We start from the raw sequence: 17,544 nt of genomic DNA, 5'->3' as shown, positions 1-17,544 counted from the left end.
TCCCCTCGGCGGCCGCTCGCGGGCGGCCGCCACTCTTTCGACATCGGGAGCGAGAACGGTGAACAAGGTGAGGCTTGGCGGGGCGTTCGTGCTGGCGTTGTTGCTGGCCGGGCAGGGGAGCGCGCAGGACGGGGCGGCAGACGATCCGCTGTCGGCGGTGAATGTCTTCGTCGGCGCGGACAATAATGGCAACACGGTGCCCGGGGCCGGTGTGCCGTTCGGCTTCGTGGCCTTCAGTCCCGATACGGTGCGCGGTTCGACGAACGGCTATGACGGCGCGTCGCCGCTGACCGGCTTCAGCGTGACGCATGTGAGCGGCACCGGCGGCGAGAGCAAATACGGCAACTTCCGCGTGACTCCGACGATCGGCCCCGTGGATCCCCGCAACCTCGTGTTGACCCGATCGGGCGAAGAAGGGGCGCCCGGCTATTATGCCACGCGCATCGGCGCGATCCGTGCCGAGCTTACCGCCGCCCGCATGGCGGGAATGGCGCGTTTCACCTTCCCGGTGAGCGGGGAAGCCAATCTCATCATTGATGCAACTTCGGCAATCCAGCTCATGGGGAAAGGCCCCAGGGCCGTCGGCGCACAGGTGCAGATGCTCGACGCGCGCACGCTGGGCGGCACCGCCGAGTTCGTCGGCGGATGGAATGCCGCCCCGCTCAAGCTGCATTTCGCCGCGACCTTCGATCGCGATCCGATCAGGATCGGCGGGTGGAACGCGACGCGAGGCAGCCTGTCGGTGAAGCCCGGCGCGGGCGCGAATGGCGGCGACCAGCGCATCGACCCTTCCGACCGCGTCGGGGGCTTCGCCACCTTCGACACGCGGAGCGATCGCGTGGTGCGCATGAAGATCGCAGTGTCGTTCGCCAGCGTGGAACAGGCGCGCGCCAATCTCGCCGAATTGCCCGGCTGGGACTTCGATGCCCGCCGTCTCGCCGCTGCCGAACTTTGGCGCGATGCGCTGGGCAGGATCGCGGTCGAGGGCGGCAGCGCCACCGAGCGTCGCAACTTCTACAGTGCCCTCTACCGCAGCCACACCATGCCCCACGACGTCAGCGGGGAGCGCGTTGGCGAAAGCGCGCCCGGTCGGCCGCACTATGAAGACTATTACACGCTATGGGACACGTTCCGTACGCTGCATCCGCTGCTGACACTGATCCAGCCGGAACGCCAACGGGCGATGATCAACTCGTTGCTCGATACCTACAGCGAGACCGGCTGGCTGCCGGACGCGCGCATCGCCGGCGCCAACGGCATGACCCAGGGCGGATCGAATGGCGATGTGCTGATCGCGGATGCCGTGGTGAAGGAACTGGGCGGGTTCGATCGCGCGCTGGCGTGGCAGGCGATCCGGAAGGACGGCGATGTCGAGTCCGATGACCCGACAAGGCAGGGCCGCGTGCTCAGGGATTATCTCGCGCTGGGCTATGTGTCGCAGTCGGAAACGCGGGCGGCGTCGCGCACGCTCGAATATGCCTATGACGACTTTGCTATTGCCGAGGTCGCGGCGGCGATGGGCAAGCACGACGAGGCGGCGCGCTTCTTCAGGCGCTCGGCTAACTGGCAGAGGCTTTGGGACGACGGGCTCAAATGCATACGTCCGCGATACGCGGATGGCGGCTGGATGCCGGATTTCGACTGCAACCATGTCTATCCGGACAATAGCACGGCGTGGTGGGACGCCCCCTTTTACGAAGGGTCGAGCCGGCAATATTCCACCTATGTGCCGCACGATCCGGCCGGGTTGATCGCCAGGCTGGGCGGTGCGGCAGGCTTCGTCGCCTGGCTCGACACGCTGTTCGATACCGAAGGCAATCGCGGCGGATATGAGCATGGAAACGAGCCCGATTTCCTCGCCGCCTATCTGTACGTCCATGCAGGTCGCCCGGATCGCACCGCCGATCGCGTGCGTGCGATCATGGCGACGCTCTATCGCCCGACGCATGACGGCCTGCCGGGCAACGACGATGCGGGTGCCATGTCGTCCTGGTACGTGTGGAGCGCGATGGGGCTGTTTCCCAACGCCGGGCAGCCCTTCTACTATATCGGCTCGCCGCTCTTCACTCGGTCGATCATCGCGTTGCAGGGGGGCAGGCGCTTCGAGGTGCGGGCGTCCCGCACCTCCGCCGATCGTCGTTACGTCGTGGCCGCCCGATTGAACGGGGCGCCGCTGGACCGCGCCTGGATCACCCATCGCGAGCTCGCCGCCGGAGGCGTGCTCGAGCTCGACATGGCCGAGCGGCCCGGCGCCTGGGCGACTCGTTTCCGTGCGCCGCCCAATCCCTATCACCCGGATCCCGAGCAGCGAGCCACCCGAGGGAAATGATGAAACACAGCCTGATTGCCGCCGCCATGCTCCTGACAGGCAGCCTCGGCCCTGCAGCGCTTGGTCAGCAGATGCCAGCGCCGCATCTCAACCCGGCAGCACCGTGGAACCGTGCCGCGATCCTGGCGATCGGCGAGAAGGTTGCGGATTATCACATTGCCCAGCTCGCTGGCGGCAGCGCCGATCCCAGGATGCGTGCCGGCAACCATTGGCTGCTCGACACCCGAGGTTGGGAACAAGGCGCCTTCCTGATCGGCCTCACGACGTTCGCGGACCTCTCCGGAGAGCAGCGCTACACCAATATGATCCTTCAGCGCGGCATCGCCAACGAATGGAAACCGGGTGACCGGCTCTATCACGCCGATGATCACATGATCGCCCAGACCTATTTCTGGGCAAGGCGCCATGGTGCCGGGGATGCGGCGATCGCGCCCGTGAAGGCGACTTTCGACCGGATCCTCGCCTCTCCATCCACGGCAAGCCTCGAATTCGACCGGGCTGCGCCGAAATGCGTCGATCGCTGGTGCTGGTGCGATGCCATCTTCATGGCGCCCGCCAGCTGGCTGGAGATGGCGAAGGTGACGGGCGATGCGCGCTACCGCGATTTCGCGATGCGCGAGTTCTGGGCAACGACCGACTATCTTTTCGATCCGGCCGAGCATCTGTATTTTCGCGACAGCTCGTTCTTCCGGGAGCGCGACGCCAGGGGGCGCAAGAGATTCTGGTCACGCGGGAATGGCTGGGTTCTGGCCGGGGTCGCGCGGATGATCCCGCTGCTTCCCGCCGACGATCCCGCCCGTCCGAAGCTGGTGTCGCTGTACCGCACCATGGCGGCCCGGCTTGTGCGCCTCCAGAAGCCCAACGGGTTCTGGTCCCCCTCGCTGCTCGCCGATGCGGATGAATATCCGCCGGAATCCAGCGGGACCGCCTTTTTCACTTATGGTCTGGCCTGGGGGATCAACAACGGCCTTCTCGATCGCGCTGTCTATCTGCCGGCGGTGCAACGGGGCTGGACCGCGCTGACGCGCGTCGTCCATCCCGACGGGCGTCTCGGCTGGGTTCAGGCGATCGGCGATCAGCCGACATCGGCGACCTATGACGACACGCACGACTATGCGGTCGGCGCATTCCTGCTCGCGGCGACCGAAGTGACCAGGCTGGTTCCGGAGCGATGACCATGGCCATGCGGATCGGCATCGACCTCGGCGGCACGAAGATCGAGATCGCGGCCATCGACAGCGACGGCGTGTTCGTCGCGCGCGAACGCATTGCCACCCCCCGCGACTATGATGGCACGATCCGGGCAATCACCGGCCTCGCCGCCGGTCTGGACGCCCGGCTGGGGCGTATCGACCGGATCGGAATCGGCATCCCCGGCGCGGTCTCGCGCCGCACGGGCGAGGTTCGCAACGCCAATGCCCGTTTCCTCAACGGCCGGCCGTTCGAACGCGATCTCATCGCGGCGCTTGGCCGGCCGGTGAAGGTCGCGAACGATGCAGATTGCTTCGCGTTGTCCGAGGCGGAGCGAGGGGAAGGCACCGTTTTCGGTGCGATCCTCGGCACCGGCTGCGGAGGCGGCGTGGTCGTCGAGGGTCGGTTGCTGCCGGGCGCCGCCGCGGGCGAATGGGGCCACAATCCCCTGCCGTCGCCCGACCGCGATGAGACCGAAGGCCCCGAATGCTGGTGCGGACGGCGCGGGTGTATCGAAACCTGGGTCTCGGGCACCGGATTCGCCCGGGACTATCGCGCGAACCATGGCGGCGCGGCCAGCGCCGAGGCAATCGTCGCGGCGGCCCGCTCGGGCGAGGCGGCCGCGTTGGCCGCGCTCGATCGCTATGTCGAGCGGCTGGCGCGCGCGCTGGCGGGCGTGGTCAATGTGATCGACCCGGATGCGATCGTGCTCGGGGGCGGCATGTCCAATGTCGATGAAATCTACGCGCCGCTTCCCGCCGCGGTCAGGCTCCATGTCTTCTGCGCAGAATGGTCGGGAACGATCCGCGCGCCGCGCTTCGGCGATTCCTCCGGCGTACGTGGCGCCGCGCAGCTGTGGGACCAATCTGGATTCGAGGCCCGCCATGTATAGACGCACTTATTACGCCACCCATCCGGACATGATGGAGTGCGTATCGAACCAGGGGTTGCGCGACCGCTATCTGATTTCCGAGCTGTTCGGCCCGGGCGAATGCCGGCTGGCCTATACCCATGCCGAGCGCTTCGTGATCGGTGGGCTGGCAATAGACACAGCACCCGTGCCGCTGCCCGACCAGACCGAACCGATCTCGGTCGCGGGGCGACCGTTCCTCGAACGGCGCGAGCTCGGCATATTCAACGTCTCGGCAGTCGGGGGCATCGTCAGCGTCGACGGCGAACGCTTCGTGCTGGCGCCGAAGGACTGTCTCTATGTCGGCATGGGCGCGCGCGAGGTTCTCTTTTCCGGCGAGGGTGCGCGTTTCTATCTCGCATCGACGCCGGCGCATCGACGTTGCGAGACCCGCAAGCTCGGCATCGCCGATGCCAGGGCGATGGTCAGAGGCAGTGCCGAGGCGTCGAGCGCACGCCGCATTCACCAGTTCATCCTCCCCGGAATATGCGACAGTGCCCAGCTTGCCATGGGCCTGACCATTCTGGAACCGGGCAGCGTGTGGAATACTACGCCGCCGCACATCCACGAGCGGCGCAGCGAGATCTATTTCTACTTCGATCTGAACGACGCGGAGCGGGATCGGGTGTTCCATTATATGGGACAGGGCGAAGCTACGCGGCACTTGGTGATGCGCAACGAGGAAGCGGTGATCAGCCCGCCCTGGTCGATCCATATGGGGGCGGGCACGAGCGCCTATGCCTTTATCTGGGCGATGGCCGGCGAGAACCAGGATTATGAGGACATGAACCTGCTCGACATCTGCCAGCTCGTGTGACCCACCCGACACGTCGCGCCCTGTTGGCTGGACTGGCTGCTTCGCCGCTCGCGGCGGGCGCGGTCGCGGCGGGCGCGACGGAAGAGCGGATCCTTTTGTGGCCCGGCCTGCCGCCGGGGGCGCCGAAGGCATTGCCGAAGCCGAAGGTCGAGCTGAAATCGAGCGCCGTGGGTGTCCGGGTTCGCTGGCTGAGCGGGATCGATCTCCCCTGGCTGGCGGTCCGCCACCCGGAACATCCCAACGGCGCCGCCGCGATCGTGATCCCCGGCGGCGGATATCGCTTTCTCTCCTGGGATCGGGAGGGCGAGGCGCCGGCGCGCTGGTTGACGGGGCTAGGCGTGACCGTCTTCATCCTTGCCTATCGCTTGCCGGGAGAGGGGTGGGCCGAGCGCGCGACCGCGCCGCTCGCGGATGCGCAACGCGCGCTGCGCCTCGTCCGGGCGCACGCCCGGCGCTATGCGATCGATCCTGCCAGGATCGCGGCGCTCGGCTTTTCGGCCGGGGGGCATTTGGCGGCCAGCCTCGCGACGCGGCACGGTGAACGACTCTATAGGCCGATGGACGCAACTGACCGGATTGCCGCGCGGCCCGACCTTGCCGCGCTCCTCTATCCCGTCATCAGCATGGTCGAGTCCTTCGCCCATGTTGGGTCGCGAGACGCGCTGCTGGGACCGGATGCGACTGTCGAGGCCGCGCGTACGGCCTCGGTCGAGACCCGCGTCGGCCCGGACATGCCGCCGAGCTTCCTTGCCCATGGCGCTGACGACACACAGGTGCCGCCAGCCAACAGCATCGCGATGTTCGAGGCGATCCGCGCGGCCGGCGGGCCTGCCGCGCTGCATCTGTTCGAGGATGGTGGCCATGGCTTCGGCCTGCACTTGCCGGAGACGATGCAGGCCGCCGCCTGGCCGCAAATCTTCGAGCGTTTCGCGGCCCGTCATGGCTTTCTCGCGGCCCGCCGGACGCCATGAAAGCTCAATATCGTGCGGAAATCCCCCAGAAGAAGCGCTTGCCCGGATAGCTGATATCGGTCGAGCGGATGCCCCCGGCATAGGCGGTCTCGGTAGTGCCGGTGAGGTTCTTGCCCTCGACGAAGAATTGCAGTCGATCGTTGAGGAAGCGCAGCGTGATCTTGGCGTCGAGATATCCCGAGGCCTTGCGGAACAGGGGATTCCCCGAAGCGTCGGCGACCGCGACAAGATATTCCGAGCGCCACGTATAGGCGACACGGGCGTTGAGCGCGCCTTTGTCGTAATAGCCGATCAACGAGTAATTGTGATTGGAAAGCCCCGGATAGGGCAGCGCCTCGAGCGTGAGCGCATTTGTGAGCCCCGTGTTGGAGGCCGAGGAATAGGTGTAGTTCACCTGGCTGCCGAGCCCGTCGAAAGGCGCGGGCAGGAAGGTGAAGGCGGTCTGGGCGGACAGCTCGACACCGCGGATCTTCGCGCCCGCGGCGTTGATCGGTTGCACCAGGTCGAACAGCTCGCCGTCGCCGAACAGGTCGACGTTGAAGGTGCGCGAATTCTCGACGATGAAGCTCTTGATGTCCTTGTAGAAGAACGCCGCGCTGACCAGCGTGTCGCGGTTCGGATACCAGCCGACATTGAGGTCATACTGGTTGGCGCGATAGGGCTTGAGCGCCGGATTGCCCGCGGTGCAGGTATCGTTGAGACTGTCCGAGAGCCCGCCGCTGGTAAGATCGAACAGGCAGTTGATGTTGGGCGCCAGCAGCGTCGGCTTGGGCCGCGCCATCACTTTGGCCGCACCGACGCGCAGCATCAGCTTGTCCGGCACCAGCTCGAGCGCGGCGTTGAAGCTCGGCAGCACGTCGGTGTAGCGGTTCCTGAGCGAGATCGTGTCGATCGATACGGTGACCGTCTCGGTAATCGTCGGATCGGCCGCGCTCGGCCGCCGCTCGCGCCGTACGTTCGAGCCGGTCGAGGTGTCGCGGGTCTGGACCCAGCGCACGCCGAGATTGCCGCTGAACGGCATGCCGAGCAGCGACGTCCGGAAATTGCCCTTGAGATAGCCGGCATAGATGTCCTCGCGGATGTCGTGCGCGGGCGTCTGGGCGACGCCATTGGCCATGCGGACGCGATCCTGGTTGAGATACTGGGTGTCGAAATAGTCGCCCAACCGCGTGAAATTGGGCGAGAGCCAGTTGTCTGGAAGCCCGGCGCGATCGCCGGTGTTGAAGAAGATGTTCGGCGTCAGCTCGGTCGAGGTCGAGAGGAGCTGCGCCCATTTTGCGGCGGTAAAGGTCTGCACGGTGCCCTGCGCCGGGTTGGTCGCCGAAGACGGGAAGGGAAGCTGGCTGTTCGCCGCGCCCAGCGCCACCGTCGAAGTGACGTATGGCGTGGGGACGAACGTCCCGTCCGAGTTGAAGAAGTTCGCGCCCTGGGCAAAACGGATCGAGGTCGATGTCCGGTATTGCCCGCCGAACTCGATGCTCTTGAGGAAGGGCAGCCCGGTCTCCCAGTCGGCGTCGAGTTTGTACTGGTCCTCGGTCACGTCGACTTGCTCGGGGCGCCACTGGAAGGCGCCGAGCAGCGGCGTGCTGCAATTGACGATCCGGCTGGTCGGGCAGGCGCCCGTGCCGTTCTGCGGAGTCAGCGGGCCCTGATAGGTTGCCGGATCGGCTGGATTCACGCCCGTCGGGAAGGTGAAGCTCGGCGCCCCGGTCCCGGGATCGAGGTCGATGCGGATGCGCGGGATCGTCGCCAGCGCCAGCAGGCTCTTGTTGTAGCTCGTCGTGGTGCCCTTCGACTTCACCCCGAACCCGCGCAGCTGGAAGCGCTCCCCGACCCAGTTGAAGCCGAGCGTGCGATAATCCGAGTCGAGAACGTAGCTGAAGTCGCGCTTCTCGGTGCGGAAGATCCCGGCCGCACCCGCCTGGTTGGTGGTGGCGGTGGGCGCGGTGAAGAAGCCGATCAGATTGCCGTCGTCGTCGAAGGTGCAGCTCGCGCAATTGTTGCTGCGGTCGATCCGGTCGAGCGAACTCGTCGTGAACTGGTAGTTATAGTCGGTCAAATGGTTGTTGCGGCGGTTGCGCTGATACTCGGCATAGATGTCGAGCCGGTCGGTGAGCTGATACTGGACCGTCGCCACGCCCGAGATGCGTTCGTCGTCGCGGATCCACAGGCCGTAGCGCGGGATCGCGGGGACGAACTCGTAGAATTGCTGCTGGCAGTCGGCGCGGCTCTCGCCGATCGGCGCGCTCACCGGAACCGCTGCGCAGCCCGCCAGCGTGGTGATCGCATCGAACGCGGGGCGTGAGGTGATCTTCTTGTTGTCGCCGTTGAGATCGCCGATCCGCGCCCAGGCGGTGTTGCGCAGATAGTCGTTGCGCGTGACGCTGTTGTCGTAGGTGAGATTGACGATGACGCCGAGCTTGCCGCCCAGCAGCTTGTTGGTGCCGATCGTCAGATTGCCGCGCGGGCGGAGCGTGTCGCTGGTGTCGTGATATTGCGCGGAGGCCGTGAATGCCGCGAAGGGTTTGCGCAGGTCGAGCGGTCGTCGCGTCTGGATGCTGACCGTGCCGCCGATACCGCCTTCGGTCAGGTCGGCGGTCACGCCCTTGTAGACGTCGATCGACTTGACCAGCTCGGAGGCGAGCTCGCGGAAATCGGCGCCGCGCTGGCCGGTGCCGCCCTGTCCCAGCGTCGTGACGCCGTTGATCTCGACACGGTTGAGATCGGGCTCGACCCCGCGGATCGAGACCGCGACGCCCTCGCCGAAATCGCGGCTCAGCTGCACTCCGGTGACGCGGCTGAGCGCCTCGCCGACATTCTTGTCGGGAAAGCTGGCGATGTCCTCCGCGACGATCGAGTCCACCGTCGTGCCTGAATTCTTCTTGCGTTCGATCGCACCCTGCAGGCTGGCGCGGGTGCCGGTGACGACGATCAGGTCGTTGGCGTGATCGTCGGCTGTCGTCGCGGGGGTGCCGGGTTCGAGCGTCTGGGTCTGCGCCGTAGCGGTGGTCTGCGCCTGGGCGTTCGTCTGGGCCGCGATCATCAGCCCGAACGCGCTGCACGACACGAGAAGGCGCGTTGGTGCGCCCGCAGTTGCGATCATTCTTCCTCTCCCCATCACCGCCGATATAGCCGTTTTACGGTCTATTCAGACTGTCGATGCTTGCTCGCACAGCAAAAGAGATTTGACAATCACTTTTGTGAATATGATATATATTCCCACAATATGAGAGATTGGGCGCCGGCGTCGGTGGCTTCGGTGCGAGGGGAGAGCTGTCGATGAAAGCCGCGATCATCCTGTCTTCGCTGTTGCTGGGCGCGCAGGAGATTCCAGCGCCCCCACCGGCGATCGCGCCTGCGCCGCTGGCCATGCCGGCGCCGCCGCCAATGGTGCGCGGGGCAGAGCCGCTGATCTTCATCGCCAGCGATTCGACTGCGCAAAGCTATGGCGAGCGTGCCTATCCAATGACCGGCTGGGGGCAGATGCTGGGCTGCGCGCTCCGGCCGGGGCTCGCCGTCGAGAACCGCGCGATCGGCGGGCGCAGCACCAAGAGCTATCGCAACGAGGGGCGCTGGCAGCGGCTGTTGCGCGATCTGCGCAAGGATGACGTCGTTCTGATCCAGTTCGCGCACAATGATGCTAATCAGGGAATTCCAACGCGTTACGCGCCCGCCGAGACCGAATACCGCGCCAATCTGCTCGGGTTCGTAGCGGACGCGCGCCGCGTGGGGGCAACGCCGGTGCTGATCACCCCGATCGCGCAGCGCATGTTCCAGCCCGACGGCAAGGCCAAGGCGGGCTTTTCGGCCTATTCGGCTGTGGTCCGCGACATCGGCAGGCGCGAGCGCGTCAAGGTGATCGACCTCGAGGCGCTCAGCCGCCGCTGGATCGATGCCGCGGGCGCCGAGGCAGCCAAGGCATGGTACATGAACATCGCCCCGGAAGAAGGTTTTGCGGCCTATCCCAAGGGGCTCAAGGACGACACCCATCTGCGCGAACTGGGTGCGCGCGGCGCCGCCAACCTCGTCGCCACTGCCTATAGACGGCTCCGGCTCCCGCACTGGCGCAACGTCGAGGCTGGCCATCCGGATCTGGTCCGCGCGACGCCGCTCGGCCGCCGCGGCTGCCATTGAGGGGTTTCATCATGTGGAACGAGTTGGCAGGAATACCGGATATGGTGACTGTAGATGCCGCACGGTTGAGCCGGCGGGGAGTGTTGGCTGGCGGCGCGGCCGCGGCGACGCTTCCGGCGGCCGCCAGGGCGGCGCCGGCCGCGGAGCTCGATATACCGCTCTGGCCGGATGACATACTGGCCGAGCGCGTCCGGCCGCCGATGCCGATCGATCCCAAATTGCCGGCGCGCTATCATCCTGTCGTCAACGTGACCCGGCCGGTGATAACGCCCTATCGCCCCGCCAGGCCGAATGGCGCGGGGATCATCACTTGCGCCGGCGGCGGCTATGTCCTCGTCGGGCGCAGCCCGGGGCCGCCGAACTGGTTGGCGGATCGCGGCTATTGGGTGTTCGACCTGCTCTATCGCCTGCCAGGTGGCGGTTGGCGCGCGGGCCCCGATGCTTCGCTCCAGGACGTGCAGCAGGCGATCCGTCTGGTGCGCGCGCGTGCCGCGGCGTTCGGGGTGGATCCCGCGCGCATCGGCGTCGCGGGGTTCTCCGCCGGCGGACATATCGCGGCCTCTGCCGCGACGCGATTCGCGGATGACCTGCAGCCGCCCTCAAATGCACTCGCTTCGGTATCGGCGCGGCCCGATTTCGCGCTGCTCGCCTGCCCGGTGATCACCATGACCGAGCCCCATCGCCACGGCGCTTCGACCAAGGCGTTGTTCGGCGCGATGCCTTCCGCCGATCAGGCCGCGTCGCATTCGGCCGAGCTGCGCGTGACGCCGCGGACTCCGCCCTGCTTCCTCGCCCATTCGGCGAGTGATCGCGTGGTCTCGCCGCAGAACAGCATCCTGATGTTCTCCGCGCTGCGGGCGGTGGGCGTCGCGGCCGAACTCCATATCTTCGACGGCGGCGGCCACGACATGGGGCAGGGGTTCAAACCCGGCACGCCCGTCTCCGCCTGGCCGGAACTGTTCATCCAATGGCTGGCGCGCAGTGGTTTTGCCGCGCCCGGCGCAAATGCGAGGGGGTAAGATGCGAAACCCGAAAAGCTGGTTGCGATGGTTCGCGGCAATGGCCGCGTTGCTCGTCGCGCTTCCCGCCGCGGCGCAGGCGGACCGACCGGTCACCGTCACCGAGACGCGCGAGGCCTATACGCTGTCCAACGGCATCGTCACGGCGATGGTCTCGAAGCGAACCGGTGACCTGCTGTCGATGACCTACAAGGGCACCGAAACGGTCGAGAAGGATTCGGGCGGCCATTCGGGCGGCTATTGGTCGCACGACACCACCGGCGGCAAGGAGACGATCGCGCGGGTTTCGATCGACCCCTCCGCCAATGGCGGCGCGCGCGGTGAAGTCTCGGTCAAGGGAATATCGGGCGGGATCAAGATGGGGCACGGCCCGGGCACCGCGCCCGACGGCGACGTGCAGCTCGACATCGACATCCGCTACGCGCTCGGCCGCGGCGAGCGCGGCATCTACACCTATTCGATCCTCCACCACCGGCCCGAATACGACGCCGGCTTCATGGCGGAGGCGCGCTACGCGGTGAAGCTCGAGAAGTTCTTCACCAATATCCATGTCGACGGGGCGCGCAGCGGCAAATACCCACTGCTTGGCGAAGGCATCGACAAATATGTCTACACGGCGCTCCAGTGGGAGGAGCGGGTGTTCGGCTGGACCAGTCCCGAGAAGAAGCTCGGCTGGTTCATGATGAACCCTTCGGCCGAGTATCTGAGCGGCGGGCCGACCAAGGCCGAATTCCTCGCGCACGGCACCGAGCCCACCGTGCTCAATTACTGGAAGTCGAGCCATTATGGCGGCGCCAATGTCGACTTCGCCAAGGGTGAGGACTGGACCAAGGTGATCGGTCCGATCTTCTTCTACGTGAATGAGGGCGCGACGTCGGAGGCGATGCTCGCCGATGCCCGGGCGCAGCTCGCGCGCGAGGACGCCAAATGGCCCTATGGCTGGGTGGTCGGCGGCGGCTATCGCCACGCGAACGAACGCAGCGAAGTCCGCGGTCGCCTGTCGCTCAAGGATCCGGTGCTCCGCAATCGCTTCCCCGGCACACTGACCGTGGGTTTGGCGAAGCCGACCTATCCGGCGCAGACTTATCTGGGCCCGCGCGACATCGGCTGGGACACCGACGGCAAGCATTATCAGTTCTGGTCGAAGCAGGTCGCGCCGGACGGCAGCTTCAGGATCGCCGACGTCGTGCCGGGCAGCTACACGCTCTATGCCTATGCCGAGGGCGTGCTCGGCGCGTTCGCCAAGGCGGATGTCGTGGTGCCCGAGGGAGGGCGCCCGGTCGATCTGGGCGCGCTCGCCTGGGCGCCGATCCGCAAGGGGCGTCCGCTCTGGGAAGTCGGGGTCGCCGATCGCAGCGCCGCCGAATTCGCCGGTGCCGATCGCTATTTCGATCCCGGCGTGCAGCTGCGCTATGCCGGGAGCTTTGCGAACGGCACCGCCTATCGCATCGGCAACTCGACGCCCGGCAAGGACTGGTTCTTCATCCAGGCGCCGGACCCGAAAGGGCAAAAGGCCGAGGTCTCACCGTTCCGCGGCATCCTCGGCAACGGCGCGGCGACGCCCTATCGCATCCTGTTTCCGATGAAGGCGGCGGGGAAGGGAACGGCGACGCTGCGTGTGGCGATCACCGCGACCGGGGCGCCGTCGCTCGACATATCCGTCAACGGCCAGGCGGTGGGGGCGCTCAAGCTCGGCCGCCCCGAAGGCGCGATCACCCGGCACCAGATCTACGGCAAATGGTACGAAGTCGAGCTGGCCTTCGACGGCGCGCTGCTCTGGCGCGGCGACAACGAACTGGTCGTGACGGTACCCGCCGGACCGCTCAATGCCGGCGTGGCCTATGACTATCTGCGGCTCGAGCTAGACGAGGCGCGGGCGTTCGCGGCAACACCAGCCGCTGCCGCAGAGGCATCCGCGGCGCCCGCGCCATCGGCTCCCGCCAGCGCAGCGGCTCCGCGCGCACCCTGGCCGTTCGCGCCGCCGCCCGTCGCGCAATTCCGCACCGCCACCGGCCCGGACGGCGCGCCGCAACTGCTCGCGCGCAACTGGCGAGGTGCTGCGGGCGAGACCGATCTGGCGCCGCTCGCCGGCACCGGCGGAACGCTCGCCGATTGGGCGGTATCGCGCGACGGGCGCCGGGTGGCGCTGGGGATCGCCGGCGCCGACGGCTTTCAGACCGTCAGCGTGCTCGATGCCGATGCGGGACTGCTGGCCGATCGGCTGCGCTGGGTGAAGGATTCGCGGCTGCAATGGACACCCGACGGGCGGGCGCTGTTCTATTCGGGCTATGGCGAGCCGCCGACCGATCCGTTTCTCAAGGAATTCGGCGTCCACCACGCGCTCTACCGCCATCGCATCGGCGCTGAGCAGGATGCCGATGACCCCGTCTATTTCAGCGATCGCGCGCGGACGACGCACCGCGCCGCGCTCACCGAGGACGGCCACTGGCTGGTGGTGACGTCGAGCCTTCCCGCCGAGGCGGGCGATTCGGTGACGATCATCGACGCGACCGTGGACAAGCCCGGCCCATGGCAGCCGGTAGCGACCAATGTGGATCGCTGGCGCTTCGCGGGAGCGCGCGGCGCGACCTTCTATTTTGTCACCGACGCCGGCGCGCCGCACCGCCGGATCGTCGCGTTCGACCTCGCCGGCAATGCCAATCTGCCGCGCGAGATCGTCGCCGAGGCCGCGGACCCGCTCGTCGCCGCATGGCAGTCGGGCGACAGGCTTGTGCTCGAATATCGCCGCGGCGCCCAGACCATCAGGCGCGAGGTTCCTCTGGCGTCGTGACCGTCTGCGCCTCGGGGAACAGCGGCGCGCTTCTCTGGATGAGCAATTTTCCGGTCAGCTCGCGCTTGTACCATTCGAGCAGTTCCATCGCTGCCTCGGCCGAGCCGCGATCGCCCTTGAACACCTGTTCGAGCGCCAGACCGCGCATCGCCGCGCGGTGCAGCCGGATCATCCGCTCGACCGAATCGCGATCGGCGATGCCGAGCTCCTGCGCCATCACCCACACATCCTCGCGCTGCTGCGCCTCGAGCGCGTCGATGACCTGCGGGAAGCGCTCGCCAAGCGACGGATCGCTGCGCGACGCGACCATGATCTCGACCAGCGCGATCGCCGGGGGCTGGCACATCGCTTCCCAGGTCGTCTCGGTCAGCGCGAGATAGCGTTCCATCCCTTCGGGAACGACGGCGAGCCGGCGGCGGACATGCCGGTTCTGCGCCGCAGCAGCATATTCCCCGACGGCGATCACCAGATCGACCTTGGTCGGGAAATGGTGGAGCATCGCGCCGCGGCTGACGCCGGCCTCGTCCATCACCAGCTGGGTGGTGGTGGCGGCGTAGCCGACGCGGCACAGGCAGGCGATCGCGGCGTCGACCAGCCGCTGGCGCATCGACGCCGATCGTTCGGCGTGCGGCCCGCGTGTCGACTTCGTCCTCGCCTTCTCCGCTACCGTCATTTTGTCCTGTATCCTATCCAGAAAATCGCGGTCTTATGCCATTTATGCGTCATGAATGTCCAATACACAGTCACTATTGACGGTAAACCGTTGAAGTGATCTTATGGCGCTGACACCGGTCGCATCGGTGATTCTAGCAGAGCAGAGCACCGATACGAAAGCGGCGCCGCTCGGGGAGGAATGCAATGGTCCCGCTTGCCGAGAGCCTGTCGAACCGCGCCGTGCGAGGCCCATGCCGCGCATCCCGGCGCCACGCGTTCAGTGCGTGCCGCACGCGCTGAAATCCCGCCTCTGTCCGGGCCGGCTGACCCCTCGGCCGGCCCGGTTTTTCGAAGCGTATTCGGGACCTTGCAATGATGCTCCGTACGACTCTCATCCTTCTTGGCGGTTTCGGCCTGACCGTCGTGGCGCATGCCCAGACCCCGGCAAAGCATGTCACCAATGTCGACGAGGCCAAAGTCGGCAGCTACGTCCTGCCCGAGATCCTCAAGCTGGCGGACGGGCGGCCGGTGCGCGACGCGTCGACCTGGACGCGCGATCGACGCCCCGAGATCCTGCGGTTGTTCGCCGCGAACCAGTTCGGCGTGACCCCGGCCACCGACGTCAGGCCCCGCGTCGAACCCGTCGAGCGGGACGGCATCGGGCTCGGCGGTCTGGCCAGGCGCACGCAGGTCCGGCTCGTTGTCGGCGACACGAAGATCCGCGTGGTGCTCTACACGCCGGCCAACGCCAAGGGCCCGGTGCCGGTGCTGCTCCATATCGGCTTCTCGCCCAACGTCCTCGTGTTCAACGAGCCCGGCATCGACGAAGGCATGGCATGGGACGGCAAGACCAGGACGCGCGTCCCCGATCGTCAGGCGCTCAACCTTGCCGGTTTCGACGCCAGGCCTTTCGTCGGGAAGGGCTTTGCAGTCGCGCATGTCTATTATGGCGACATCGAGCCCGATTTCGCGGGCGGCGAGAAGTTCGGCGTCCGCGCCGCGCTCGGCGGCACCCATGATCCGCGCAAGCCCGACGAATGGGGTGCGATCGGCGCCTGGGCCTGGGGCCTCAGCCGGATCGTCGACTGGCTGCAGACCGAGAAGGCCATCGATGGCGGCAAGATCGCACTGTCGGGAGCGTCGCGGCTGGGCAAGGCAACGCTCTGGGCGGCGGCGCAGGACCCGCGCTTCACGCTCGCGTTCCCGCTGATCTCGGGAGAATCGGGCGCATCGATCAGCCGCCGCGATTTCGGCGAGACCGTCGCCGACATCGCCAGCCCCGAGCGCTATCATTACTGGTTCGCGCCGCGCTACCAGAGCTATGGCGGCGATGTCGGCAAACTGCCCGTCGACGGCCATATGCTGCTGTCGCTGATCGCGCCGCGGCCGATGTTGCTGGTCAATGGCGACGAAGATACCTGGTCCGACTGGCACGGCGAGAAGGTTGCCGCCGATGCGGCGCGGCCGGTCTATGATCTGTTCGGCGCCGGCGATCGGCTCCAGATTTTCACCCATAAGGGCGGCCACAAGGTCCTTCCCGAAGACCTCGCGGCGATGGCCGACTTCATGGCGCGCCAGTTCGGCGATCCGGGCGTCGCCGCCGCCAATGCCGCGCGCAAGGCCAATCCCAACCGGCCGATCGCGTGGTGGCCGGCGATGGCGGTAAAGCCCGAGAGCTGGTTCGCGGGCGACGAAGCGCGCACGATCGCCGACAATATCCTGTCGTGGCAGGACCCGAAGGCGGGCGGCTGGCCGCTGATGAACACGACGCTCGAGCCCAATCGCGGCGATCCGGCGCAGGCCGGTCCGTGGGGCACGCGCGCCGCGCTGATCAAGGCGACAGTCAACGAGATGCGCTTTCTCGCCCGCGCGCACGCCGCGAAGCCCGATCCGCGCTATCCCGCCGCGATCGACCGCGGGCTCGGCTATATCCTCGACGCGCAATATCCAGGCGGGGGTTTCCCGCACAGCTGGCCGGTCTTCACCAACCCCTATGACCATCAGGCGACGTTCAACGACGACGAGATCGTCGATCTGATGGAATTGCTGCGCGATGTCGCCACCCGGCCCGAATTCGGCATCCTGCCCACGGCACGCCGCAAGGCGGCGCAGGCAGGATTCGATCGCGGTCTCGACTTCATTCTCAAGACCCAGATTCAGGCCAATGGCGAACGCACTGCCTGGGCGCAGCAATATGACGAGAAGACGCTCGCGCCGCGCGGCGCCCGCGCTTTCGAACCCGTGGCAATCAGCGGCGGCGAAAGCGCCGGCGTGCTCCTGCTGCTGATGAGCATCGAGCGCCCCGGCCAGGAGGTGCGCCGCGCTATCGAGGCCGGCGTCGCCTGGTATCGCAAGGTCCAGATCGATGGTTTGCGTGTCGAGGTGACCGCCGATGACCGCATCGCGCGCCCGGACCCGTCGGCGCCGACGATCTGGGCGCGCTATTATCAGATCGGCACCAATCGTCCGATCTTCGTCGGGCGCGACGGCGTCATTCGCTACGCCATGGCCGAAGTCGAGCAAGAACGGCGTGCCGGCTACGCCTGGTACGGCAATGGCGGAAGCGCGGTACTCGCGCGGTACGCCGAGTGGGTCAAACAGCATCGCTGACACCGGGCGCCGGCGCGTCGCCGGCCGGTCAGGATCAGGCGCTCGCCAGTGAGATGAGTGCCGGTTCACAGGGGAGAGGAAATATGAAGGCACGTATCACGCGCGTCTGGGCGCGCGG

General features: G+C 66.8%; 11 protein-coding genes. 9 read left to right on the top strand and 2 right to left on the bottom strand.

The annotated features are described in order from the left end of the window. Positions 1-58 precede the first annotated feature (58 nt). From E5A74_RS06415 to E5A74_RS06395, 5 genes are read left to right on the top strand one after another with little or no spacing between them, the layout of a single operon-like run. Complete coding sequence (locus E5A74_RS06415) at positions 59-2,329, top strand: GH92 family glycosyl hydrolase (protein WP_240699693.1); 2,271 nt, start codon at positions 59-61, stop codon at positions 2,327-2,329. Further along, positions 2,326-3,504 carry a glycoside hydrolase family 88/105 protein gene (locus E5A74_RS06410; RefSeq protein WP_240699692.1) on the top strand — a complete coding sequence of 393 codons (1,179 nt, stop codon included), beginning with the start codon at positions 2,326-2,328 and terminating at the stop codon, positions 3,502-3,504. The genes E5A74_RS06415 and E5A74_RS06410 overlap by 4 nt, the downstream gene beginning before the upstream one ends. A gap of 2 nt (positions 3,505-3,506) precedes the next feature. After that, positions 3,507-4,412: an ROK family protein gene (locus tag E5A74_RS06405; protein ID WP_206365785.1), complete on the top strand. Its 906-nt coding sequence runs from the start codon at positions 3,507-3,509 to the stop codon at positions 4,410-4,412. Continuing rightward, a complete protein-coding gene (gene kduI, locus E5A74_RS06400; RefSeq protein WP_135983435.1) occupies positions 4,405-5,247 on the top strand; it encodes a 5-dehydro-4-deoxy-D-glucuronate isomerase in 843 nt (280 codons plus the stop codon). The genes E5A74_RS06405 and kduI overlap by 8 nt, the downstream gene beginning before the upstream one ends. 23 nt (positions 5,248-5,270) lie before the next feature. Next, positions 5,271-6,218 (top strand): alpha/beta hydrolase, encoded by a 948-nt coding sequence (locus E5A74_RS06395; RefSeq protein ID WP_240699691.1) that lies wholly within the window; start codon positions 5,271-5,273, stop codon positions 6,216-6,218. Between the two features lie 4 nt (positions 6,219-6,222). On the opposite strand, the gene E5A74_RS06390 is transcribed toward E5A74_RS06395, so the two are convergent. Further along, positions 6,223-9,321 (bottom strand): TonB-dependent receptor, encoded by a 3,099-nt coding sequence (locus tag E5A74_RS06390; RefSeq protein WP_166745676.1) that lies wholly within the window; start codon positions 9,319-9,321, stop codon positions 6,223-6,225. A gap of 176 nt (positions 9,322-9,497) precedes the next feature. On the opposite strand from E5A74_RS06390, the gene E5A74_RS06385 reads away from it, so the two are divergent. Genes E5A74_RS06385 through E5A74_RS06375 form a run of 3 tightly spaced genes read left to right on the top strand, consistent with a single transcriptional unit; the run spans position 9,498 to position 14,162 of the window. Next, on the top strand, positions 9,498-10,352 hold the full coding sequence (locus E5A74_RS06385) for a rhamnogalacturonan acetylesterase (RefSeq protein ID WP_240699690.1): 855 nt from the start codon (positions 9,498-9,500) through the stop codon (positions 10,350-10,352). Between the two features lie 41 nt (positions 10,353-10,393). Beyond that, positions 10,394-11,371: an alpha/beta hydrolase gene (locus tag E5A74_RS06380; protein ID WP_166745675.1), complete on the top strand. Its 978-nt coding sequence runs from the start codon at positions 10,394-10,396 to the stop codon at positions 11,369-11,371. 40 nt (positions 11,372-11,411) lie between these two features. Further along, positions 11,412-14,162: a polysaccharide lyase family protein gene (locus tag E5A74_RS06375; RefSeq protein ID WP_166745674.1), complete on the top strand. Its 2,751-nt coding sequence runs from the start codon at positions 11,412-11,414 to the stop codon at positions 14,160-14,162. On the opposite strand, the gene E5A74_RS06370 is transcribed toward E5A74_RS06375, so the two are convergent. Next, positions 14,134-14,835: a TetR/AcrR family transcriptional regulator gene (locus E5A74_RS06370; protein WP_135983430.1), complete on the bottom strand. Its 702-nt coding sequence runs from the start codon at positions 14,833-14,835 to the stop codon at positions 14,134-14,136. The two genes, E5A74_RS06375 and E5A74_RS06370, sit on opposite strands and share 29 nt — an antisense overlap. A gap of 353 nt (positions 14,836-15,188) precedes the next feature. Here E5A74_RS06370 and pelA point away from each other — a divergent pair, with 353 nt between their 5' ends. Beyond that, positions 15,189-17,426, top strand: coding sequence for a pectate lyase (pelA, locus tag E5A74_RS06365; protein WP_135983429.1), 2,238 nt, complete (start codon positions 15,189-15,191; stop codon positions 17,424-17,426). Positions 17,427-17,544: the final 118 nt, after the last annotated feature.

The organism is Sphingomonas naasensis, assembly GCF_004792695.1.
GTDB classification, from domain to species: Bacteria; Pseudomonadota; Alphaproteobacteria; order Sphingomonadales; family Sphingomonadaceae; genus Sphingomonas; species Sphingomonas naasensis.
This window is presented reverse-complemented; position numbering and strand designations above follow the sequence as displayed.